14 protein-coding genes are annotated in these 23,505 nt (G+C 53.3%); 8 read left to right on the top strand and 6 right to left on the bottom strand.

Annotated elements, in window-relative coordinates; all coding sequences use genetic code 11:
* Positions 1-50 precede the first annotated feature (50 nt).
* Positions 51-1,337: a methionine adenosyltransferase gene (metK, locus tag K6V98_RS00450; protein WP_222198569.1), complete on the top strand. Its 1,287-nt coding sequence runs from the start codon at positions 51-53 to the stop codon at positions 1,335-1,337.
* 98 nt (positions 1,338-1,435) lie between these two features.
* Here metK and K6V98_RS00445 read toward each other — a convergent pair whose 3' ends face one another.
* Complete coding sequence (locus K6V98_RS00445; RefSeq protein WP_222198568.1) at positions 1,436-2,245, bottom strand: type III pantothenate kinase; 810 nt, start codon at positions 2,243-2,245, stop codon at positions 1,436-1,438.
* A 109-nt stretch (positions 2,246-2,354) separates the two neighbouring features.
* Here K6V98_RS00445 and K6V98_RS00440 point away from each other — a divergent pair, with 109 nt between their 5' ends.
* From K6V98_RS00440 to K6V98_RS00410, 7 genes are all read left to right on the top strand, one after another.
* Positions 2,355-4,010 (top strand): OPT/YSL family transporter, encoded by a 1,656-nt coding sequence (locus tag K6V98_RS00440; RefSeq protein WP_222198567.1) that lies wholly within the window; start codon positions 2,355-2,357, stop codon positions 4,008-4,010.
* 119 nt (positions 4,011-4,129) lie between these two features.
* Positions 4,130-6,580 (top strand): replication restart helicase PriA, encoded by a 2,451-nt coding sequence (priA, locus tag K6V98_RS00435; protein ID WP_222198566.1) that lies wholly within the window; start codon positions 4,130-4,132, stop codon positions 6,578-6,580.
* Between the two features lie 121 nt (positions 6,581-6,701).
* Entirely contained in the window at positions 6,702-7,238 is a 537-nt protein-coding gene (gene def, locus K6V98_RS00430) for a peptide deformylase (protein WP_222198565.1), read from the top strand.
* A gap of 80 nt (positions 7,239-7,318) precedes the next feature.
* On the top strand, positions 7,319-8,236 hold the full coding sequence (fmt, locus tag K6V98_RS00425) for a methionyl-tRNA formyltransferase (protein ID WP_222198564.1): 918 nt from the start codon (positions 7,319-7,321) through the stop codon (positions 8,234-8,236).
* Entirely contained in the window at positions 8,233-9,579 is a 1,347-nt protein-coding gene (locus K6V98_RS00420) for an RsmB/NOP family class I SAM-dependent RNA methyltransferase (RefSeq protein ID WP_222198563.1), read from the top strand. Before fmt ends, K6V98_RS00420 begins: the two co-directional genes overlap by 4 nt.
* Before the next feature lie 227 nt (positions 9,580-9,806).
* Positions 9,807-13,136, top strand: a complete 3,330-nt coding sequence (locus K6V98_RS00415) for a 4-alpha-glucanotransferase (protein ID WP_222198562.1) — start codon at positions 9,807-9,809, stop codon at positions 13,134-13,136.
* An 82-nt stretch (positions 13,137-13,218) separates the two neighbouring features.
* Positions 13,219-13,506 (top strand): FmdB family zinc ribbon protein, encoded by a 288-nt coding sequence (locus K6V98_RS00410; protein WP_222198561.1) that lies wholly within the window; start codon positions 13,219-13,221, stop codon positions 13,504-13,506.
* Between the two features lie 126 nt (positions 13,507-13,632).
* On the opposite strand, the gene glgA is transcribed toward K6V98_RS00410, so the two are convergent.
* From glgA to glgB, 5 genes are all read right to left on the bottom strand, one after another.
* Complete coding sequence (gene glgA, locus K6V98_RS00405) at positions 13,633-15,942, bottom strand: glycogen synthase GlgA (RefSeq protein WP_222198560.1); 2,310 nt, start codon at positions 15,940-15,942, stop codon at positions 13,633-13,635.
* Between the two features lie 90 nt (positions 15,943-16,032).
* Positions 16,033-17,142, bottom strand: a complete 1,110-nt coding sequence (gene glgD, locus K6V98_RS00400; protein ID WP_222198559.1) for a glucose-1-phosphate adenylyltransferase subunit GlgD — start codon at positions 17,140-17,142, stop codon at positions 16,033-16,035.
* Positions 17,139-18,290, bottom strand: coding sequence for a glucose-1-phosphate adenylyltransferase (locus tag K6V98_RS00395; RefSeq protein WP_222198558.1), 1,152 nt, complete (start codon positions 18,288-18,290; stop codon positions 17,139-17,141). Before K6V98_RS00395 ends, glgD begins: the two co-directional genes overlap by 4 nt.
* A 97-nt stretch (positions 18,291-18,387) precedes the next feature.
* Positions 18,388-20,814, bottom strand: a complete 2,427-nt coding sequence (locus tag K6V98_RS00390) for a glycogen/starch/alpha-glucan phosphorylase (protein ID WP_222198557.1) — start codon at positions 20,812-20,814, stop codon at positions 18,388-18,390.
* Between the two features lie 60 nt (positions 20,815-20,874).
* Positions 20,875-23,307 carry a 1,4-alpha-glucan branching protein GlgB gene (gene glgB, locus K6V98_RS00385; RefSeq protein WP_222198556.1) on the bottom strand — a complete coding sequence of 811 codons (2,433 nt, stop codon included), beginning with the start codon at positions 23,305-23,307 and terminating at the stop codon, positions 20,875-20,877.
* Positions 23,308-23,505: the final 198 nt, after the last annotated feature.

Below are 23,505 nucleotides of genomic sequence, written 5' to 3'. Positions count from 1 at the left end.
CCGGCGGAATGGCAACGGCCGCCGGGCACTTCGTATGAAAGGGGTCTTCTGTGACTGATCAACTTCGTTCCACCTCACCTGTGCGTGAGGGGCGCTCCTACCTTTTTACTTCAGAGTCGGTAACTGAGGGGCATCCAGACAAGATTGCCGATCAAATATCTGATGCTGTGCTTGATGCGATCATTGCTAAAGAGATTGATCTTGAGTCGCGTGGCTATGTTTCACCTGATGGTAAGCCTGCGAGTGTTGAGGCTGCTCGTTGTGCGTGTGAAACCTTGCTCACTACCGGTATGGTTGTCGTTTCTGGTGAGATTCGCACCGAGGCCTATGTTGATGTGCAAGAAATCGTTCGCTCGGTTTTGCGCCGTATTGGCTATGACCGAGCAAAATATGGTTTTGACTGCGAGACCTGTGGAGTTATCAATATTATTCATGGTCAAAGCCCTGATATTGCCCAAGGTGTGGATGAGAGTCATGCAGTGCAGGCAGGCAAGACAGATGATCCCTTAGATCAAATTGGTGCCGGAGACCAAGGCATGATGTTTGGGTATGCAACCGATGAGACCCCGGTACTCATGCCTATACCGCACTATCTTGCAAGTCGGCTTGCCGAGCGCTTATCTGAGGTGCGCCACAACAATACCTTGCCGTATTTGCGCCCTGATGGAAAGACGCAGGTGAGCGTGAGATACGAGGGAGATTGTCCGAAGGCAGTAGAGTCCATTGTGATTTCTACTCAGCATGCAGCTGATATTCACGATATGAATCGTATCCGCCAAGATTTGATGCGCGAGGTCATCGCACCCGTTATGCAAACGGCAAACATGGCATGGGAAGACGCGGAGGTCTATGTAAATCCTACGGGTCGTTTTGTCATTGGCGGGCCTATGGGTGATACCGGCCTTACGGGAAGAAAAATTATCGTTGATACCTACGGTGGTTCAGGTCGCCACGGAGGTGGAGCCTTTTCTGGTAAAGATTGGACCAAAGTGGATCGCTCGGCAGCCTATGCCGCTCGCTGGGTTGCGAAAAATGTTGTGGCTGCAGGTCTTGCACATCGTTGCGAGGTGCAGCTAGCCTATGCCATTGGCGTGGCTCATCCCTTGTCCATCATGGTAGATACCTTTGGCACAGCACGCGTGCCTGAGGCCCTCATTGAGCAGGCAGTTGAGCAGGTCTTTGACCTGAGGCCAGGGGCGATTATTCGCGATCTAGATCTCATGCGCCCCATCTATGAGAAGACTGCTACCTATGGTCACTTTGGTAGGGAAGATTCAGACTTTACCTGGGAGCGATGTGATCGGATCCAAGCAGTTCGCAGTGCCTGCGGTCTTTGAAATTCACGCGAACCCCGATCACGCGAACCCCGATCATGCGCACCTCGATCACGTGAGTCTCGATCGTCTGATCTTTGAGCTTATGCACATCGTTTGTCTTACCAGCTTCGTTCGCCCCGCCGGCCTTGGTTGAGTTGCCATAAATATGCAAGGCCGGTGAGCGTGAGGTAGGGCTCTGCGGTGGCGTCGCGCTCAAGAGTGGCGGCAATTGCTGCAGCGCCCTCACCGGTGACGATAATGGCGGGGTCTTCGTTAAGCTCGGAGCTGATTGCATCGATAAGACCATTGATGCGTGCAATCTCTCCTAAGACCACACCGGCCTGAATTGCCGAACGGGTATTTTTACCGATAACGTGTTTCGGTGCTGTAAGTTCAATCATGGGCAGGCGAGCCGCTGCTCGCTCAAGTGCGCGGGCCCCTAGGGCAAGCCCCGGTGCAATGATCCCTCCAAGAAAGACCCCGCTGCTATCTATGACCTCAAAGTTTGTAGTTGTTCCCAAATCAACCACTACAACAGAGCCACTGACCAGCTCACGTGCAGCTACCGCATCGGCAACACGATCTGAGCCTACCTCTTTTGGATCGTCATAGTTCATCTTGAGGCCAGTTTTAAGGCCTGGTCCTACGGTGAGTACCTTGCTGGTGCTTACACGCTCGAGCGCTCCTGTCCAGGTTTGTGTGAGATTGGGAACAACACACGAAAGAATTGCTCCTGCAAGGTGAGCAACACCGAGACGTCCCAGTGCGATTTCAAGTGAGGTGAGCGCCTCATCCTCGGTGAGACGGCTCGGCGTTGTGAGGCTCACGGTGCCCAGTAATTCAGTTTGGTCAAACAAGCCAAGGTCAGTACGGGTATTTCCCACATCAACAGCCAATACAGCTTCATGTCCGGGATGCTGAGCGTTCATGGTGCTCCAAATCTTTGAGCATTGTCTTTCAAAATGACTATACTATGTCCCGTCCGTGACGTAACCCGACTCCTCGTTACAGGGGGAGCGGATATACGAAGGAGCGTATATGTTGCCTGAGTCTTCGGGTGCGCAAGCGCGCACCCATATCAGCCTTGCCGGTATGATTATCGGTTGCATTGGCTGCGTAATCATCACTGCCTCATCGGTGTATACCGCCTTAAAAATGGGTTCACTCCCGTGGCCTACCATCTTTACCTCGATTATGTCTTTGGTGTTGCTGCGTGCCTGTGGGCGTCGAAGTTTGAATGAGGTCAATGTTACACAGATCATCATGTCTGCCGGTTCCATGGTTGCGGGAGGTATTGCGTTTACCATTCCGGGAATCTGGATGCTCGGTTTGGCCGATACGGTGAGCCCCTTGCAGATTATGGGTGTGGCACTTGCCGGAACACTCTTGGGGCTGGTGTGCACGGCTCTCATTCGTCGTCGCTTTGTTGATGAATCTGATCTTGAGTATCCCATTGGCACGGCAGCTGCCGAGACCCTGCTCGCAAGTGAGGCGGGGGGCAATACGGGTCGCCGACTCTTTGTATCGATGGGGCTCGCCGGTGTATATGCCGCAGTTCGCGATGTGGCGCACCTCTTACCGCCTATGATTGCGACCTTGCCGATTCCTGGCGTCGCGTTTGCCATCTATAACTCACCGATGATGCTCGGCGTGGGCTTTTTGATTGGTGCCTCAGCTGTTGGATTTCAGCTTGCCGGTGGTCTCCTTGCCAATTTTGGTCTGATCTGGGGAGGATCTACCTTAGGTTTGGTTGATCTCACGACTGCTCAAGGCATGGTTGCAAGTGCCGGTATGGGTCTTATGATGGGCTCAGGTTTAGGCGTTGTGATCAAAGATATTCTGCCAAAACTGGCGATACAGGTGCGCGCTCATACCAAGACACAAGAAGGCTTGGTTGGTGATTTGACAGGTCGCTATGATGCAGGAGCTTTGGCGCTCATGGTAGCGCTCGCTGTCTTGATTGTGGTGACAATACTGCGTCTTTCTCCCATCGTGGCTGTGGTGGTTATTGCCATGAGTTTTGTGACAACCATCATGAGCGCTCAGTCGGTTGGACAGACCGGTATTGACCCCATGGAGATCTTTGGTCTGATTGTTCTTTTGCTCGTTGCCTGGATTTCAGACACGGCAAGCACGGGGCTCTTCTTGGTGGCAGCGCTCATTGCGGTTACCTGCGGCCTTGCGGGCGATGTCATGAGCGATTTTAAGACCGGTGCTGTCATCGGTACCGATCCGCGTTCGATGTGGTACGGCCAGGCTATCGGGGCGCTTTTAGGCTCGGTGATCGCTGTTATTACCCTCTGTGCCCTCTTTGCAGCGTACGGCCCTGAAGCCTTTGGACCGGGAAAGCTTTTTGTATCCGCTCAGGCAAGCGTTGTTGCCACGATGGTGTCTGGAATTCCGAGTGTTCCATTTTTTGTGGGCGGAATTCTGGGTGGTATTTTGCTGCACGTCTTGGGTCTTCCGGCAATTATGTTTGGCCTCGGCGTGTATTTGCCGTTCTTCTTTACGCTCACCATGTTTGTGGGAGCTTCTGCAAAGTTCATCTATGATCGCGTGATGGTTTCCCGGGGCAAGGCTCGGCGTGAGAGCGATGAGGCGGGTATTGTATTTGCCTCTGGTCTGTTAGGTGGAGAGTCAATCGTGGGCGTTCTCATTGCGCTTTCAAGTGTGATTGCGGGCTTGCTTGCATAAGGAAGCATCCGGCTGGGTTGCCTGTACTGCTGCATGGTTTGGTGGTGTTTCTCGCCCTACAGCCCCATTGCGCTTAGGATGCGTGATCGTTTGTATCCAAGCTGCGCTACACTGGGGGCATGAGCGAGAACCGAACGAGACAGACACGGCTATTTGAAGAGGATCAGCTGGATCCTTCCGTAGCTCATGAAACGACTAAGCAGTCGATTGGCGCGACAGCATCTGGCTTTGCCCTGGTTATTGTTGATATTCCTGCGCGAGCCTTATCTGAGCCCTTTGCCTATGGCGTGCCCACTACGCTCAAGGGGGTGGTGTCGATTGGAACCTGCGTGTTGGTTCCTTTCGGCAACCGCCCTGCAGCGGGGTACGTGGTTGAGCTTGGCCAGAGCTTGCAGGAGCTTACTGGTACAGAAGGCCTCGATCCTGGCCGTGTGCGCTTCATTTCCGCTGCGCTATCAGATCCAGTCTTTTCTCATACTGCTCCTGCTGCAGCTCAGTGGATGAGCCAGGAGTATGCTGCTCCTTTGGCAGAGTGTCTTCGTCTTTTCTTACCGCCAGGGGGAACGCCCCGACTTCGCAAAGACCTAGATGGCTCATGGCAGCTGGTGCCTCCAGCGATTGAGCCAAAACAGGAACGTTGGGTCTATCTGACTGATCACGGTCGTGAGTTTGAGCCGCGTGCGAATGCAGCTCGGCAGCGCCAGCTCATCTCAGCGCTTGCGTGCGGGCCAGTTACAACGCGCGAGCTTCGGCTCCTCTGCCCTGATATGACAAGCGCCATTCGCTCGCTTGAGCGCCAAGGTGTGGTGAGCGTTGAGGAGCGCCGAGCATGGCGTGGCAATGCAGCTGGAACAACCTCACTATCTTCTGCTTCCGCCCAACGTCCAGATCAGCTCACGCAAGGACAACTCCAAGCCCTGGCAGCGATCGATCGGGCGTATGAGGCAGGTGCCGGTGATGTGGTCCTCATTGACGGGGTAACCGGATCGGGTAAAACCGAAGTCTATCTCTCGGCAATTGAGAAGGTTGTAGCGCACGGTAAAACTGCCTGTGTGTTAGTGCCTGAGATTTCACTCACCGCTCAAACGGTAGGGCGTTTTCGCTCACGTTTTGGGGAGGCAGTAGCCGTCTTTCATTCGCGTCTTTCTGCTGGTGAGCGCCTCGATCAGTGGGATATGGTTGGAGAAGGTAGGGCGCGCGTGGTGGTAGGGGCACGTTCAGCGCTTTTTTGTCCCATGCGAAATCTCGGGCTCATCATTATTGATGAGGAGCATGAGCAGTCCTATAAGCAGAGATCGAGTCCGCGCTACCATGCACGCGAGCTGGCAGCAAAGCTTGCTCAGCTTTCAGGCTGCCCGCTTGTTTTGGGATCTGCAACCCCTTCCGCCGAGGCGATGGCACGCTCAGCTCAAGGTGAGTTTGGTGGCGTTTCTTGGCAACGAACACAGATGCTTGAACGTCCTTCTGGAGCGGTTTTACCGCGTGTGCGCATTGTAGATTTGCGTCGAGAATTTGCACGTGGTGGTCGCTCAATCTTTTCTGGAGCGCTCCGGCAGGCCTTGCTCGATGTGGCTGATCGTAAAGAAAAGGCGATCATCTTACATAATCGCCGGGGCTTTGCTCCGTTTTTGCTCTGTCGTGAATGTGGCTGCGTGCCAACGTGTCGCCACTGCTCAACAGCACTTACCTATCATGAGCACAATCATTCCCTGGTTTGCCATACCTGCGGAGAAACCTTTCGTGTCAGACCTTATCCTGCGCCGGGTTCAGCCTGCCCGCGCTGTAAGAGCCGCTATTTGGCCAAGATGGGCTTAGGCACGCAGCAGGTTGAACATGCCTTACGTGAGCTGCTGCCCGCAGATGTTGAGATTATTCGGATGGACGCCGATACAACGCGGGGTAAAGATGGGCATCGGCGCGTGCTCGAGGCCTTCGATGATGCGCATACCGCCGTGTTGTTGGGCACGCAAATGATCGCTAAGGGTCTTGATTTCCCTGAAGTTACGATGGTAGGTGTGATTAACGCAGACTATTCGCTGCATATGCCTGATTTTCGCGCACAGGAGCGAACCTTCGATCTTTTGGAGCAAGTGGCAGGTCGCGCAGGTCGTGCAGGAGGGTCAAGCGAGGTCATTATCCAGACCTATCGCCCCGATGATCCAGTTATTCGTGCCGTGGCTGCTCATGATCGCGAGCTTTATAGTGAGCCAGACCTCGCACAGCGCAAAGAGGCTCGCTATCCTCCCTATGTGCGCTTAGCAAATATTGTTGCTCAGGCACGAAATCCACGAGCGGCTCGCGCCTGTCTTGAGCGCTATATGGCCATCCTCTGCCGTGAGCTTGCTCATACGTCTGCTGCCTTAGCACCAAAGCCGGGTGGTGAGGTTGAGATCTTAGGGCCTAATCCTTGCGCGATCGAGCGGGCGCACGATCTGTATCGCTATCATATCCTGGTAAAGTTTCCCCTTACGGCTCCGGTTCCTCAAGCGCTCTCGCGATCGGCTGCGCTCAGTGCGCCTGATCGCTCAGTGCGCCTGACGGTTGATGTGGACGCCTATGATCTTATGTAGCTCTCTCATACGCCCTGATCTGTTAGTATGCTTTTTCCTGCTCAGGGTACATGAGATGTGGCATGAAAGACGAGCTGTATCGTACGGTTCAGCGTTTATATAGCAAGAAAGGAGCGCGACGATGGAGGTAGATGGCGTTGTTTTGTCACCCGATCCGCGCCTGCGTTGTGAATGTGCAGAGATTGATCGTATTACACCTGAGATTGTTGCCTTAGCTGAGCGGATGCGCCGCATTATGTTTGAGGACGGGGGCTGCGGTCTCGCAGCTCCACAGGTTGGCGAGAACCTTCAGATGGTATTGGTGGATACCACCTATACCGATGCTACCGATTACGACCCGTATGTTTTGATCAATCCAGTGATTGTTGAGAGCTCTGATGTGCTTGTTCCCTATACGGAGGGCTGTCTCTCAATTCCCGGTATTACCTGCGAGATTATGAGGCCAGATCGAGTTGTGGTTGAGGCTTATGATCTCTCGGGCGACCTGCTGCGCTATGAGGCGGCCAGAGATTTGTTCTGCGTGTGCCTTCAGCACGAGATTGACCATATCCACGGCATTACGATGTTTGAACGCCTATCAGGCCCCAAGCGTATGCGTGCTTTGAAGGAATACCAAGAGGCGCTCGCGCGTGGAGCGAGGCCAGGAGAAACTGCCTAGTCATGTATTTGCATGAGCTTGGTTGCCAGACGACGTATGGGTCTGGTGGCTTGGTGGTGTTTGAGAGAGGGGAGTGTGAGATGCGCATCGTTTTTATGGGTACCCCCACGTTTGCGGTGCCTGCATTTCAGCGTTTAGCGGATACATATGAGGTTGCCCTCGTGCTCACCCGGCCTGATGCGGTGAGAGGGCGTGGACGCAAGCTCGTTGCCTCTCCGGTCAAGCTTGCCGCGCAAGAGCGAGGTATCCAAACGCTTGAGTGCTCCCGCTGCGATGATGGGGTTATCTCTGCGCTTGCGCAGGTAGAGGCTGACGTTTTTTGTGTTGCTGCCTTTGGATGCATTTTGCCAGAGGCAGTTTTGCAGCTGGTGCCTGCTGGTTGCGTGAATGTGCATGCCTCGCTGTTGCCACGCTGGCGAGGTGCGGCTCCCATTCAGCGGAGTATCTTGGCGGGAGATGAAGAAACGGGCGTCTCGATCATGAGGATCGAAGCGGGTCTTGATACGGGGCCTTATTGCGCACAGGCACGGTGCTCTGCGCTCGGAAAAACTGCTGATGAGCTTACCGGCGAGCTTGCAGAGATGGGGGCAGCGCTGTTAGTGGAGCAGTTGCCTGCAATTTGTGAGGGCAGGGCGCGCTGGATTGCGCAAGATGAGAATCATGTCACTCATGCGGCAAAAATTACAAAGGCAGAGATGAGGCTTAATCCTGAAGATTCAGCTTCAGTAAATCTTCGTCGTATCCTGGCATCCAACGATGCAGCTCCTGCTCGCGCTCAGTTAGATGGCATCTCTTCTCGTGTACTTTTTGCTCGCCCATCTGATGAGTCGCTTGAGCCAGGAGAGCTCAGGGCTCAGGCGGGGCGTTTAGTGGCGGGTACGCGTGATGGGGCGTTTGAGATCGTAGAGCTCAAGCCCGATGGCAAGCGTGCCATGGATGCTCGAGCCTGGCTCGCCGGGAGGCATGTTGAGACCTCACGATGGAGTGCGCTCTCGTGAGCGGGCTTTCACCTGCCAGAAAAGCAGCCCTTGCAATACTTGAACAAGCATCCTTTCGAGGTGTGCACGTTCAAGATGTTCTTGCAGATACACATCTGCTTTCCGGCCTCGATTCCAGAGATGCTGCCTTTGCGCGCCGCTTGGCGCTCGGTACGGTGGCCACGTCTGGTTGTATACATGAGCTGCTCGATCGATTCCTCAGATCACCCAAATCCTTGTCGCGTCGTGTACGCATAGCGCTTCAGCTTGCAGCATTTGATCTACTCTATTTGGGTCGTGAGCCTCAGGTTGGTGTTAGCCAAGGTGTAGAGCTCGTACGTAGTCGGGCGCGCGCTGCGACCGGTCTTGCAAATGCGGTCTTGAGGCGGGTGGCTGAGCAAAGAAAAGCGTTTTTCTCTGCTTCAGACGTCGCAAAACATCGTCGTCAATCAGTGATGAAGGCTCGTTTAGCAGGGCTTCCCACCTGGCTTTTTGATGCCATTGAAGCATCGGTTGGGCTTGAGGCTGCCTCAGATCTTGCTGCATGCCAGCTTGATCCGGCACCTTTGAGTGCATATGTGCATGATGTATCTTGGTCTGGTTTTGAGCCGGTAGCTGGCCTTGCTGAGCCATGCTGCGAGGTGGGCGGATCTGAGTTGGTGGGAGCGTATGCAATCTCGGACATGCAGGCACTCTTAACAAGCGATCCTTTTTTAGCAGGGCGGGTGATCGTTACCGATCTTCATGCCCAGCGGGTAGCGCGTTCAGCGCTCAGGCCTGGGAGCTTGCTTGAGATTGGTGCGGGTCGTGGGAATAAGACCTATGTGCTCGCGAGCTTGGCTAAGCGCTCGCATATTGCCCGAGAACATATCGCAATTGATATCAGTGCATATCGCTGTCGGATGAATCGTGATCGCCTCGCGCGTGCTGGACTGGGTGAGTCTGTTCAGGTGTATGCAGGAGACGCCTGTGCTTTGGATACGGTTTTAGCTGATCATGATCGCGCAGCAGGGGGTGTGTCAGCCTTCGATACCGTGCTTATCGACGCTCCTTGTTCTGGTACGGGAACCATGCGAAGACATCCCGAGATTCCTTGGCGGCTGGATCAGAAGGCCATCGCTCATGATTTGCCTGCGCTCCAAGGGCGCTTGCTTGAGGCGGCAGCAAAGCGCGTAGCTGTTGGTGGTCTTTTGATCTATGCAACCTGCTCGGTGCTCTCATCAGAAAATGATGAGGTTATCCAAGCGTTTTTAGAGAGCAATGCTGGTCGAGGATGGCACCTCGCTTGGTCGTGGCAGACCTGCCCGGCACCGGGCGCGTTTGATGGGCACTTTGCAGCCGGCTTGGTTCGAGATGAGATATAAGCGTTTGTTCAGATAGCGGTACGGAGGTGCACGATTCCTTTTCATAGGGCAGTATGTATTGCTACACCTGATCATCTCTGTCACGCATGTACGCAAAAGAGTGGCATAGTTTGTGTTCTCTGCAATAAAACGGTAAGAGAGGGTTCAAGAATTGATGAAATCGGCCACGATAAGCTGGCTTGAAGTATGATTACGAGGTTTGTTTCGTTCGAGAGATTGTTCTACACATGAAGATCTACCATGACAGTCGTTCGTCTCGGTTTCGCTCTCCGTTCGGTGCGGTTGAAGCTGGTACGTCTGTTTCAATTGCTGTTGAGGTTTCCGAGGCTGATATATCGTCGGTTCGAGTAACGCTTCGTCTTTGGGTTGATGGAGATGGCGAGCGCCTCGTTGTCATGAGTCAAGACCCTGAAGAGCTTGGTCTCTTCTCTGCTGAGGTTCCCTTAGATGAGGCCAATATTGTTTGGTACTCCTTTATTGCAGAGACGGATCATGAAACCGTCTATCTTGGCGCAACTCCTGGAAAGACCGGAGGAGTCGGCGAGATGAGCATCTCTGCCGATCCACCCTCCTTTCAAATTACGGTCTATCGCCCCCGCGCAGTCCGGCCGAGCTGGTATGAACAGGGCATCGTGTATCAGATTTTCCCTGACCGGTATCGCCGTGATGCAGACTGGCTTGAGCGTACCGAAGCTGCTCTCGCGCCCGCGCGCTCTGGCATGGGCAGGCATATTGTGAAAGATTGGAATGAGCCACCGGTATACGATCGTAATCCAGACGGCTCAATTGCGAGTTGGGACTTATATGGAGGGTCTCTAAAAGGTATTGAGGAGGATCTGGATCGTCTGAGCGATCTTGGTGTGACCGTCATTTATCTCAATCCAATTTTTGAGGCTGTGAGCAATCATCGCTATGACACGGCAGACTATATGAAGATCGATCCTGTCTTGGGCGATGAAAAAGACTTTACAGACCTCTGTCGTGAGGCAGCCCAGCGCGGGATTTCGATCATTTTGGATGGTGTGTTTAACCATACCGGCGATGATTCGGTTTATTTCAATCGCTATGGCAATTTTCCTGGGCTCGGTGCCTGGCAAAGCGAGAAATCCGTCTGGCGTGATGCTTACACCTTCCACGAAGATGGAACCTACGACTGCTGGTGGGGTATTTCAAACATGCCAGCAACAAACGAGTCTTCCAAGCGCTTCAAAGATCTTATTGTTGGAAAAGATGGGGTAGTTCGTCATTGGCTTGCAGCGGGTGCACGCGGATGGCGTCTCGATGTTGCCGATGAGCTTTCAGATTCCTTTATTAGAGAGATCACGGCTGCTGCCTTAGCTGAGCGTCCTGATGCTCTGATCTTAGGTGAGGTCTGGGAAGATGCTTCAAATAAGGTGAGTTATGGCCAGTTAAGGCGTTATCTTTTAGGCGACGAGCTCGACTCTGCAATGAATTATCCGTTTAGAATGATGGTTTTGGATTTCTTGCTTGGTCGCATTGGCTCGGACGAGGCAGCAGAGATCATTGAATCCCTCGCTGAAAATTACCCGCCAGAGGCCTTGTCTTGTGCTCTGAATCTGCTGGGAAGCCACGATCGCCCGCGCATTGCCTCGGTTCTCGGTGGAGGCCCTGATGAGGGAGCCTTGGCAGAAGAAGAGCGTGGACGCTGGCGCTTGGACGCTGGTTCCATGGGTCTTGCAAAATCCCGCTTTTGGCTTGCAAGCCTCATTCAAATGACGTTTCCGGGCGTTCCCTCAATTTATTATGGAGATGAGTTTGGCCTCGAGGGTCTTTCTGACCCAGGCAATCGTCGTCCGTTGCCCTATCTCAAAGATGTTCACGATACCGATATGCAAACGATTATCAAAAATGCTGCTGCGGTCAGGCGTGCTCTGCCTTTTATGACAACAGGAACGATTCGCGCCATAAGCTCGGGCAATAAGGATGTTTTGGCCTATACGCGCTCTGGTGACAAAGAAGCCGCAACGGTTTTGATCAATCGCTCCCTCTCGTCATCGGCCGACCTTGCTATTCCGGCTTTGGCTCCTGCTGCAACTGAGGTGGTGGGCGGACGTGAGGTGGTCATCGGAGAAGATGGTCTTGTGCATCTCAGCCTGGAACCTATGGGCTCTGCGATCGTTCACTTCCATGAGAAGATCCGCCTCGAAAAGCCTTTGGCGTCTGGTGTGGGAACGGTCTGCCATATTACCTCGATCCCAAATGAGCAGGGTTTTGGCACGCTTGGTGAGCCTGCTCGGCGCTTTGTAGATCATCTTGCTGATCTGGGTCTTTCATACTGGCAGGTATTGCCCGTCAATCCAACCGATGCGTTTAATTCTCCGTATGCAGGGCCTTCTGCCTTTGCTGGCAATATCGAGCTTGTAAGCGGAGGCGAAGCCGAGCTTCGGTGTTCATATAAGACCTGGAAGGGGAGGAAGGCGAAAGGCCGGGGGCTTTCTGTTCGAGGGGCTGACCCGGCATTTGATCAGTTTGTTGCTCAGCAAGCTGCTTGGCTTGAGCCATATTGTGCCTACACTGCAATTAAGCAGGCACAAAAGGGTAAACCTTGGCAAGCGTGGCCAGAGCAGTTGAGGTCATACCGGCCAGAGCTCTTGGATGATCGACGCTTTGCAGACGAGGCACGTTTTGTAGCCTATGGTCAGTTCTGCTTTGACCAGGCCTGGCATGAGCTCGCTCGCTATGCCCATGAGCGTGGCATTGCTCTCATCGGCGATATTCCTATGTATGTTTCTGCAGACTCAGTGGATGCCTGGGCTCATCCGGAGCTGTTTCATTTGACGGAGACGGGTGAGCCTGCCGAGATTGCCGGCGTTCCGGCAGATGATATGGCACCTAATGGTCAGCTTTGGGGAAATCCAACCTTTCGTTGGGATCATATGAAAGAGGATGGATATACCTGGTGGATCCAGCGCCTTGAGCGCGCATGCGACCTCTATGACGTGGTGCGTCTCGATCATTTCTTAGGCTTCCATAGCTATTTTAGTGTTCCGGCTGGTTGTACCTGCGAGCAAGGGCGTTGGCTTGCAGGACCTGGAGTCGATCTGTTCCGGGCTGCTCATCGAGCCTTGGGGCCTTTGCCCTTTATCGCTGAAGATCTTGGTCTTTTAACTCCGGGTGTGCGTGCCTTAAGCTCAAGCTGCGGCTTTTTAGGGCTTGATGTTCTTCAATTTGAAGACTATGACGTGCGATGTGGCGTACGGCCACGGGTCGATAAGATGATCTACACCTCAACACATGACACCGCAACCCTCATAGGTTGGTGCGCAGCTTCGTTTACGGGAGGCAGCGAAAACGATGAGGCGCGCGAGCTGGCTCAGTCCATTATGGCCTCTGCGCTCGAGTCAAAATCAGAAGTGGTTATGATCCCACTGCAAGACATCTTGGGCTTGGGCGAGGATGCGCGCATGAACTATCCCGGTGTTGCAGAAGGTAATTGGTCATGGCAGGCATCTGAAGACGAGATTGCCAAGGCTCGCGATGGTTTTGTTGAGCTCATGAAAGCCGCTGATCGCACAAAGACCGTGTCGGTCGCGTGAGTGACTGAGATGCGGCGTGATCTGTTGTTCTGAGTTCTAATCGCAGGTACGTGCGGGTTGAGAGATGAGGAGATGTGGGCTTATGGCTCGCTATGACTACCGGTGTTCGGCATGTGGTGAGGTATTTGAGGTTGAGCATGGCATGGGGGAGCGACCTGAGATTCACTGTCCCGTCTGTAATGCGGTAGCTCAAAAAGAGTTTAGCGCCACCGGTATCGCGTTCAATGGAAGTGGTTTTTACAATACCGATCATCGGGACGTGCCACAAAGCTCTGCTGCGTCGGACTCTCAAGGAGGACCAACAACAGGGGATGCCAAACAGCTTGCGTCGGCATCTGCTTGTGAGCATTGTCCACATAAGGACAAGTAGTCGTAGAGCTGCCCGTACGACATCCATAGGAACAAACGCATGCAGCCCCTCCTCGGGGCTGCACTGCTTTCTTAAGCTACGTAGGTAAGATGCTGAAGATGGGTTCAGCGGGGTGAGAACAAGAGCCTACTTCTTTTTAGACGAGGATCTCTGTGCCTTTTTCTTACTCGAAACTGAGCTTGCTTTTGCTGTGGCACGAGCGCCGGTACTCGCCTTCTTTGCTGGGGCGGCGGTAGGCTTGCTTGTTGCGACAGCTTGCTTCGTTGACGTGGCGCTCTGCTTTGTTGACGAGGCGGTAGTCTTTTCTGCGGTCTTTGCTGGCTGCTCAACAGGGGCGCTGGCCTTCTTAGATGTCGTTGCCTTTTTTGTTACGCTGCTCGTTTTCGCAGCCGTTTTCTGAGCGGTCGCGCGTCCTGTCGTCTTTGAGCTTGCCCGCTTTGTGGTGCTCTTTGTTGGTTTTGGAGATACCTCAGGTGAGGTAGCAGCTGCATCTGCTGCTTTTGCAGGTGCCTCTGGTGAGTCTGTAGGCGCATCTGTTGCTGTTACTTTTTGCTTTGCAGCAGGTTTGCGCGCCCTTGTGGCAGATGATTTCTCCGCACCCTGAGCGGTCTTTTTCGCATCGTTCTTTTTAGCTGTGCTAGCTGTCTTTTTTGGGGTGGCAGTGGCTTTGCGAGCTGCTGACTTCTTGGTCGCTTGTTTTGTAGCTGTCTGCTTGGATTCAGGCTCAGGCGCTGGTGTCGCTTCAATCGCTGGAGCCGCTGGTGCAGAAGCGGCAGCCTTTGTGTCTGCGAGCTCAGATGCAGGCTCTGCTACAGCGTCAACCGTGCCAGTATCTTCGGATGCCCCACCTTGCGCATCAGCTAATGCTGCATGGCTTGATCGATTATCTGTAGCGCTTGGTACTGCAGATGTGTCCTCCTTATCGCTCTCATCAGCACGCGCAGGGGCTGGCTCTGGCTCAGGAGGTAGAATCTCCGGACGGAGGTAGCGATACAGATCAAGATAGCGGTTCGCGCTTTCTGTCCAGCTAAAGTCTTTGCTCATGGCCTGTTTGATCACGCGGACAAAGGCTTCGCGATCATCCCAGAATAGGCGTGCACCACGAAAGACAGCATCCCCCAGCTCATCTCCGTTGAAATTAGCAAAGGAAAAGCCCGTGCCCTCGCCGGTCTCGTAGTTATAAGGAGTGACCGTATCTTTGAGACCACCAGTCTCGCGCACCACAGGCAAAGAGCCATAGCGCATAGCAATGAGCTGTGAGAGGCCGCAGGGCTCAAAGAGGGAGGGCATGAGGAAGAGATCAGAGCCTGCATACATCCGCTGAGAGAGCGACGGATCGAACTGAATACGGGCAGCCATGCGGCCAGGATGGCGAGCCTCAAAGGCGCGAAGCGCATTTTCATAGTCCACATCGCCCGTGCCAAGAATAGCTACCTGTACCCCGCCATCAAGGATGCGGTCAAGTGCATAGAGCACCAGGTCAAGACCCTTTTGACGAGTCAGGCGAGTAACCATTGCCATGAGCGGCAGGTCGTCTCTCACTTCAAGCCCAAGTTCTTCTTGTAGGCGAGCTTTAGAGATGGCCTTGCCAGACAGATCATCGATCGAAAACGGAGAGGCTAAGGCCGTATCGGTTGCCGGGTTAAAAGCTTGCGTGTCAATGCCGTTTAAAATGCCTTGCAAAATGGGTCCTCTACGGCGGAGCACTCCGTCAAGACCCTCACCAAAGGGAGCAGTTTTAATTTCTTCTGCATAGGTAGGGGAGACGGTGGTAATGGCATCGACGTAATTGAGGGCACCGAGCATATAGTTAATTGAGTCTGCATCACAGCGCAGTTGCGAAGCTGCAGCAGGGATGTGGGCAAGCCCTAAGATGTCCTCAAGAATCTTATCTGAGAATTGCCCCTGGAAGGCAATATTGTGGATGGAAAAGACCGTTTTCACGTCCTGCATACCGGGAACATCGCGATAAAACTCGCGTAAAAAGACGGGTGCTAAGGCCGTATGCCAGTCGTTGCAGTGCAAAATATCACAGGTAAAGCCATCGGGAAGATGCTGCAAAGCCTCGCAAATTGCCTTTGAGAAGAAGGCAAAACGCTCACCATCATCAAAGAAGCCATACGGGTAACCACGAGCAAAATAGCCTTCGTTATCTACAAAGAGATAGGTCACTCCGTTGTATTCGAGGCGCTCAAGTCCACAGTAGGCACTTCGCCAAGCAAGCGGTACGGCAAAGGAGCAGAGATGCTCCATCTGATCGCGCCACCAGCTATCAATCGTTGCATACTTTGGCACCATAACAATGACATTGGCACCAGCGCGGGCGAGTGCATGAGGAAGTGATCCTGCAACATCGCCCAAGCCTCCCGTTTTTACAAAGGGAGCTGCTTCGGCGGACGCAAAGACCACACCGAGTTTTCTGTGAGTTGCTGCCATAACTTGTATCAGCCTTTCATATTCAAGGCCGCCGCCCGGTCGCGAGGCGAGCCGGACGGCGGAAATCCGTACATATCGAGCGCGTGGAGCCTAAATCCGTAAGCTCTGCTTGCCAACCACGAGCAAATGATCGGTGGTGCCACGAAGCTCGGTGTTCTCAGCAACCACATTGTGCTTGTCTAGGATGGCGTTTTCAACGGTTGCCCCGGCACCGATGACGCATTTTGGCATGATGATGCTGTTGAGCACCTTAGCGCCTGGCTCTACTACAACGCCACGGGAAAGGATTGACCCGCGCACCATGCCCTTTACCGTGCAGCCTGCAGAGATGAGCGAATCACGGGCGTTGCTGCTTGCATCATATTTTGCCGGAGGCGCGTCATGCGCCTTGGTAATAATGGGACGCTCAGGTAAGAAGAGGCGGTCATAGGTCTCAGGTCGTAAGAGATCCATGCTGCGATCATAGTAGGTGCGCTCATTAAAGATGCCTACCACAAGCCCCTTAAACTCATAGCTGCACACATCGATGCGCTCAAAGTCAGAGCGAATTGCCTCAAAGAGGTCAAGGTAGTCAGCCATGGCATAATCGCGAATGATCGTGAGGAGTAGTTCTCGATCAATAATGGCGCAGTCCATAAATTTGGCATCACCATACGAGCAGCCGCTCTTCATAGCCTGCACGCGTCCACGCTCACCAATGATGAGCGATTGAGCGTCGGTTTGGCTGCGCTCTGCCATGGTATAGACCATCGTAACGCCAGCACCTGAGTCACGATGAGCATCAATAATCGTATCGAGATCGAGGTTGAAGATGATGTTTGAGGCCATCATCACCACGTATTTTGCCTGTGAGCGCAAGAAGAGCTCAGCGTTTGCAATAAGATCGCGGAGCAAGAAGCGCATACCAAGCTTGCTGGTACCAAAGGGGTTACCAGGAACTAGGAACAGACCACCCTTTTTGCGGTCGAGCATCCAGTCTTTGCCCGAGCTCACGTGGTCTATGAGTGACCTGCAGTTACCCGGCATAACAAGGCCAACCGTTTTAATCCCGGCATTCATCATATTTGAGAGCGGGAAGTCTATGAGTCGATAACGACCCATGAATGGGATGGACGCAATAGGACGGTTTCTGACCAAGGCGGAAGGATCGCGCGATGCATAGTTGGCGGTGATATAGCCAATGGCATTTTTGTTGATCATTGGTCGTTCCCCCTTCCGATGATGACGTCATTGCCAACGACGGCCGTATCCTTTGTGGTGTCTACCGACCCGAGCCGTACATTTTCCTCAACAACGGCGTTTTCACCCAAGATTGCCCGGCGCACCCGAGCACCTGCTTTTACAACGGCTCCGGGCAAGAGCACGGAGTCTTCAACCACTGCTCGTTCACCCACAATGGCGTCAGTCGATAGAATCGAGTGAATAGCGGTGCCATATACGCGGCAGCCATTGGAGACGAGGCAGTCACTGACGCGAGCCTCAGGACCGATATAGTGCGGTGGCCGCATGGTGATATTGCTCAGCACGGGGAAGTTCTGATCAAACAGATCAAACTCAGGGTGCTCTCCTAAGAGATCCATTGACGTTTCGTGGAAGCTTGCAATGGTACCGACGTCTTTCCAAAAGCCGTGGAACTCATAGGTATAGAGGCGCTTTCCTTGCTCGAGCATCTTAGGAATGATGTCATTTCCAAAGTCATGGCTGGAGCGCTGATCCACCGCATCTGCCTCAAGAGCCTCTACTAAAGCATCGGTTGAGAAGATATAGATTCCCATCGAGGCCAAGTTGGAGTCGGGCTTTTCGGGCTTCTCGCTAAACTTAACGATGCGATCGTCATCGTCGGTGGTGAGGATACCGAAGCGGCTGGCTTCTTCCCAAGGCACCGGCATAACCGAGACCGTAAGCTCAGCCTCGTGGGCAATATGGGCATCGAGCATCTTGCGATAGTCCATGCGATACAGGTGATCTCCAGAGAGAATCAGCACGTAGTCGGGGGAGTAGCCCTTAATATAGTCGAGGTTTTGGGTAATGGCATCGGCAGTGCCTGCATACCATGCGCCACCCTCTTGTGTTGCATAGGGAGGGAGAATGGAAACGCCGCCATCGCGCGAGTCCAAATCCCATGCCTCACCTGATCCAATATAGGAATGCAACAGGTAGGGGCGATACTGTGTTAAGACACCAACGGTGTCAATTCCTGAGTTCGTGCAGTTTGATAAGGCAAAGTCGATGATCCTGAACTTGCCCCCAAACGACACTGCGGGTTTGGCGATTTTCTGGGTCAGTGCACCCAGTCTGCTGCCCTGTCCTCCCGCGAGGAGCATGGCGATGCATTCTTTCCTGCTCATCGGAGCCTTCCTCTCTCGTACCTTTTCGAATGGTGTTCCTCCTGTTGTTCGCGTCCTTTCACTCAGGCGATCTGATCTGGAGTCGAGCGCTCAGCCCTTATGCACCCCAGATTTCGTCGCGGTATTCACGGATAGTTCGGTCGCTTGAGAACCAACCAGACATTGCCGTGTTATGCAGAGCGCGGCGGTTCCAAAGCGTGCGGTTTGCCCAATCATGATTGAGTTTTTCAAAAGCATCCACATAGGAGTGGAAGTCGAGTAAGACCAGGTCGGGATCGTTATTGATCATGACCTCATTACGGATGGATTCAAATCCACCAGAGAGTTTAGAGAAGGTGCCATCGGTGAGTGAGCCTACGACACGGCCGAGACGCTCAGGATCGTCATTTAATAGATCCCAAGCAAGGTAGTTGCCCTTATCCTTGAGCTCTTGCACTTCTGGCTTGGTCAGGCCAAAGATGCCCTCGTTTTCTCTACCCGCAAGATCGACAATCTCGATATTTGCTCCATCAAGGGTGCCTAAGGTTAATGCACCATTCATCATGAGCTTCATGTTTGATGTGCCTGAGGCTTCTTTGCCAGCGGTTGAGATCTGCTCAGAGATCTCAGCAGCAGGATAGATGAGCTGGGCATTTGAAACACGGAAATTGGGGATGAAGCACACCTTGATCAGCTCGTTGACACGCGGATCCTTATTGACCACGTCGGCAACTGAGTTGATGAGACGAATAACTTCCTTTGCGAAGGTATAACTCGACGCAGCCTTGCCTGAGAAAATGAAGGTGGTTGGCTCAATCGTCGTGTTAGGATCGGTCGTGAGGCGCTGATACAGATCAATGACCTTAAAAACATTTAAGAGCTGGCGCTTATAGGCATGGAAGCGCTTAACCTGAACATCAAAAATTGAAGCCGGGTCAATAACGAGGCCGGTCTCGCGCTTGACGTAGCGAGCGAGGCGTGCCTTGTTTTCAAGCTTGGTAGCCCCAACCTTTTCTAAGAAGGCTGCATCCTGTTTAAAGGGGAGGAGGCGCTCAAGCTCTGAGGCATCATCGAGCCAGCCGGTACCGATGGCAGAGCTGATGAGGGAAGCATAGCCCGGATTTGCTTCAGCTAAGAAACGTCTTGGGGAGATGCCGTTGGTCTTATTATTGAATTTCTTAGGCGTGAGCGCATAGAAATCGCGCAGTACCGTGCTTTCCAAAATCTCGGTATGAAGCTTTGCGACACCGTTAATGGAATGGCTGCAGATGACCGACAGGTTGGCCATACGCACCTCGCCATCCCAAAGAATTGCGGTGTTGCGGAAGTGCTCTTGCCAGCCCTCGGCTGCGGTATCAAAGGATTCAGCCCAGCGGCGGTTGATCTCTTCAATGATTTGGTAGATTCGAGGAAGCAGTCGGCTAAAGGTATCAATTGGCCAGCGCTCAAGTGCTTCGGGCAAAATCGTGTGATTGGTAAATGAGACAGTCTTTGTGACAATCTCCCACGCTTCATCCCACTCAAGGCCTTCCTCATCAAGCAGGACGCGCATGAGCTCAGGGCCGCACATTGCCGGATGGGTATCGTTGGTGTGAATTGCAACACGATCGCTCAGATGTGCCCAATCAGAACCATATTCCTCGCGATAGGTACGCAAGAGACTCGAAATACCGGCTGCAACAAAGAGATACTCCTGCTTCAGGCGCAAAAGACGTCCGTGCTCACCCTGGTCATTGGGGTACAAAATGGCACTAATTGCCTCAGCGTTGGCTCGATCAGCATCGGCGCGGGCGTAGTCGCCATGGTTAAAGGTCTCAAGATCAAAATGCTCTTCTGCAGGCTCAGCGCTCCACACGCGCAGCTTATTAACGGTCTTACCGCCAAAGCCTACAACAGGAATATCGTACGGAACAGCAAGTACCTCACTTGCCCCTTCAACGGAATAGACCTGTCGTCCATTTTTCTCGCGAGTAACAACGTGTCCGCCAAATCCAATGCGTACAGCGCGATCTTGGCGACGAACTTCCCAGGGGTATCCGCCGGAAAGCCACTCGTCGGCAACCTCATGCTGGCGGCCATTTACAATCTCTTGCTTGAACAAGCCATAGCGATAGCGCATACCATTGCCATAGCCCGCAATGCCTTCATGTGCCATAGAATCTAGAAAACATGCCGCGAGGCGTCCCAATCCACCATTTCCAAGAGCCGGATCAGGCTCGAGCTCGCAGAGCTCATCTAAGTCAGCGCCCATGTCGGCAAGTGCCTCGGCTACAAGATCGCGAATGCCAAAGTTCAGCAGATAGTTATCAAGCAAGCGTCCAATCAAAAACTCGATTGAGAAGTAATAGACGCGCTTCTTATGCTTGCGGCTGCTCTCGGTAAAGCTCTCTGAAGCTATATCGCGAGCATGTCCGGCGATGAGGCGAGCGAGTGCTTGGTAGCGATCAGTTGCTCCAGCCTCCTCAAAGCTCTTGCCTGTGAAGGCTTTTACCACGAGGCGGTACTCATCAATAAACTGCTCTTTGTCTTGAAAGATCGTGGTCATGGATTCCTCTCTGGGGGCGCTTTCGCGACCCGTCTGGTGAATAGATACAAAAGCTCAGTCTTAGCTCGAGCGCTTGGGCCGAGATTGGCTGGGCGCTGGCGTGGACTTTTTTATGCGTGCAGCTGACGAGGGTCGAGCTGATGCAGTCTTTTTGGTACGCACAGCCTGCTTGGTAGCAGCTGTAGAAGTCTTTGTGTCTTGGCTTTGTTTCGCGGGTGTAGCGGAAGCCTTCTTTGTGCTCGTAGATTTCTTTACGCTCGCTGTAGCTGCTTTTGAACTCGCCGTCCGCGTATGAGCGGTACTCTTTTGAGCCTTAGAATGAGACGTGTTGGTTTTTGAGCCTGGGCTCGCAGCCTTCAATAATTGTGCTGACCGGTCGCGCTGGCTTGCGCTTTGACGCTTTGAGCTCGTCTTAGTAGCAGATCCTGCCTGGGCGCGGGGTTGTACGCGACGAAAGACAAGACCAGCAAGCGGTGGCAAGCAGGGAAGAATTGAATGCTCAAGCCCGTCTGAAGACTCCTCAACACTTACGCACGGTCGTGAATTAGTTTTGCCTGAGCCGCCATAGCGCTCTTCGTCTGAATTGAAGACCTGACGCCATTTTCCAGGTGTGGGAACACCGACCCGGAAGCGCTCGTAATAGGCGGGCGTGAAGTTAATGATGACAAGCAGGTCGTCTTGAGGTCGCTCGCCTTTGCGGATATAGCTAATGACTGACTTTTCAGAGTCATCAGCATTAATCCATTCAAAGCCGTTTTGTGTGTAGGAGCGTTCCCAAAGCGCGCGCTGAGCCGTGTAGAGGTGATTCAGTTCGCGGCAAAAGACTTGGTGGTCATGATGCAAGGGAAACTCATCGGCCAAGAACCACTGGATTGACTCGTAATAGCGCCACTCAATGTATTGGCCAATCTCATTGCCCATAAAGTTGAGCTTTGCTCCGGGGTGAGTCATCTGATAGAGCGCCAAGGTGCGAAGTCCCGCGAACTGACGCCATTGATCGCCCGGCATGCGCTGGATGAGGGAGCATTTTCCGTTTACCACCTCATCGTGGGAGAGTGGCAAAACAAAGTTCTCGTTGAACGAATACATGATGGAGAAGGTGAGCAGGCCATGAGCGCCGGGGCGCCAAGGGAAGTCAGTCTGCATATAGGAAAGGGTGTCGTTCATCCAACCCATGTCCCATTTAAGATGAAAGCCCAAGCCACCATCCTCAGGTGGATAGGTAACGAGCGGCCAGGCAGTCGACTCTTCTGCGATCATTAACACATCGGGGTGCTCACGCCCCATAGCTGAGTTTACGCGGCGCAAAAAGGCTGAGGCATCCAAGTCTTCTTCCGTGCCGAGGTGGTTAAAGACCTTATCGGCCGGGTTATCGACACCAAAGTTCATATAGAGCATGCTTGAGACACCATCAACACGGATGCCGTCAAGATGGAACAGCTCAGTCCAGAACAAGGCATTGGAGAGCAGGAGGCTTACTACCTCACCACGGCCAAAATCGACCTTGTGAGTACCCCAGTTGGGATGGATGCCTTGCTCATAGAGCATGTGACCATTAAATGATGAAAGTCCCTGCTCATCTGCACAGAAATGCCCGGGTACCCAGTCCATGATGACCCCGATGCCAGCAGCATGGCAGGCATCAATAAAGGCCATGAGTTGCTGAGGGGTACCGTAGCGGGAGGTGGCAGAGAAATAGCCCGTTGTTTGATAGCCCCATGAACCATCAAAGGGGTGTTCGCTAATTGGCATGATTTCAATATGGGTATAGCCCATATCCACTACGTATTCAACCAGCTCACGGCTGAGATCCTCATAGGTATAGCACGTGCCGCGTTGCGCGGGGAAAGGGTCTCCCGGACCTGGCCAGGTACCATCAGCTCGCGGCTCACCCTGAGGCTCATTACCATGCCGCTTCCAGCTGCCAAGATGTACCTCATAAATATTGAGTGGCATACTCAGGAGCTGCGTTTTTTTGCGCTTGCGCATCCAGGCATGATCGTTCCAGGTGTGACCGTCAAGCGACCACAATGCCGAGGCGGTACCAGGTGCTTGCTCTGAGTAAAATGCATAGGGGTCAGCTTTGTGCAGGAGCTTTCCAGTATCGGTTTCAATAAGATACTTATAGAGCTGACCTGCTTGTGCTCCCGGAACAAAGGCTTCCCACAGTCCGCTATCTGCAATGGGGGACATGGGCGCGGTGTCACCATTCCAGCCGTTGAACTCACCAACAACTGAGACAGATCGAACATCTGGAGCCCATACGCGGAAAAGCCAACCTGCTTCACCATCAATGACTGCTTGGTGAGCGCCCATCTTTTCCCAGGCACGCTGCCAACTTCCTTGGCGAAATAGGTAGATATCGTCGTCGGTAATGCGCTGCTGTGCGGAGCCGAGACGCTGCTGTGCGGAGCCGAGACGCTGCTGTGCGGAGATGTTCACGGTATCAACCCCATCAATCCCCCGGTTCGATACGAACGTGAGAGCTTGCATTCTTATCTAATTCCTGCGGCGTTTATGCCGTCGGAGAAAAGATTTGCCATTTGTATGGCTGCGAGCAAAAGCCCCCTCATGAATGTATCACGCTACGCGGTGAACGGTCGCCTCAAGACCCGGGACGGTCGAAATATAACGCTAGACGTTACACAGGGATTACTTCTTGACAAAAGAACGAAAAAGGGCTTGTCCTAT

The sequence above is a fragment of the Collinsella ureilytica genome, from assembly GCF_019795105.1.
Lineage (GTDB): Bacteria > Actinomycetota > Coriobacteriia > Coriobacteriales > Coriobacteriaceae > Collinsella > Collinsella ureilytica.
This window is presented reverse-complemented; position numbering and strand designations above follow the sequence as displayed.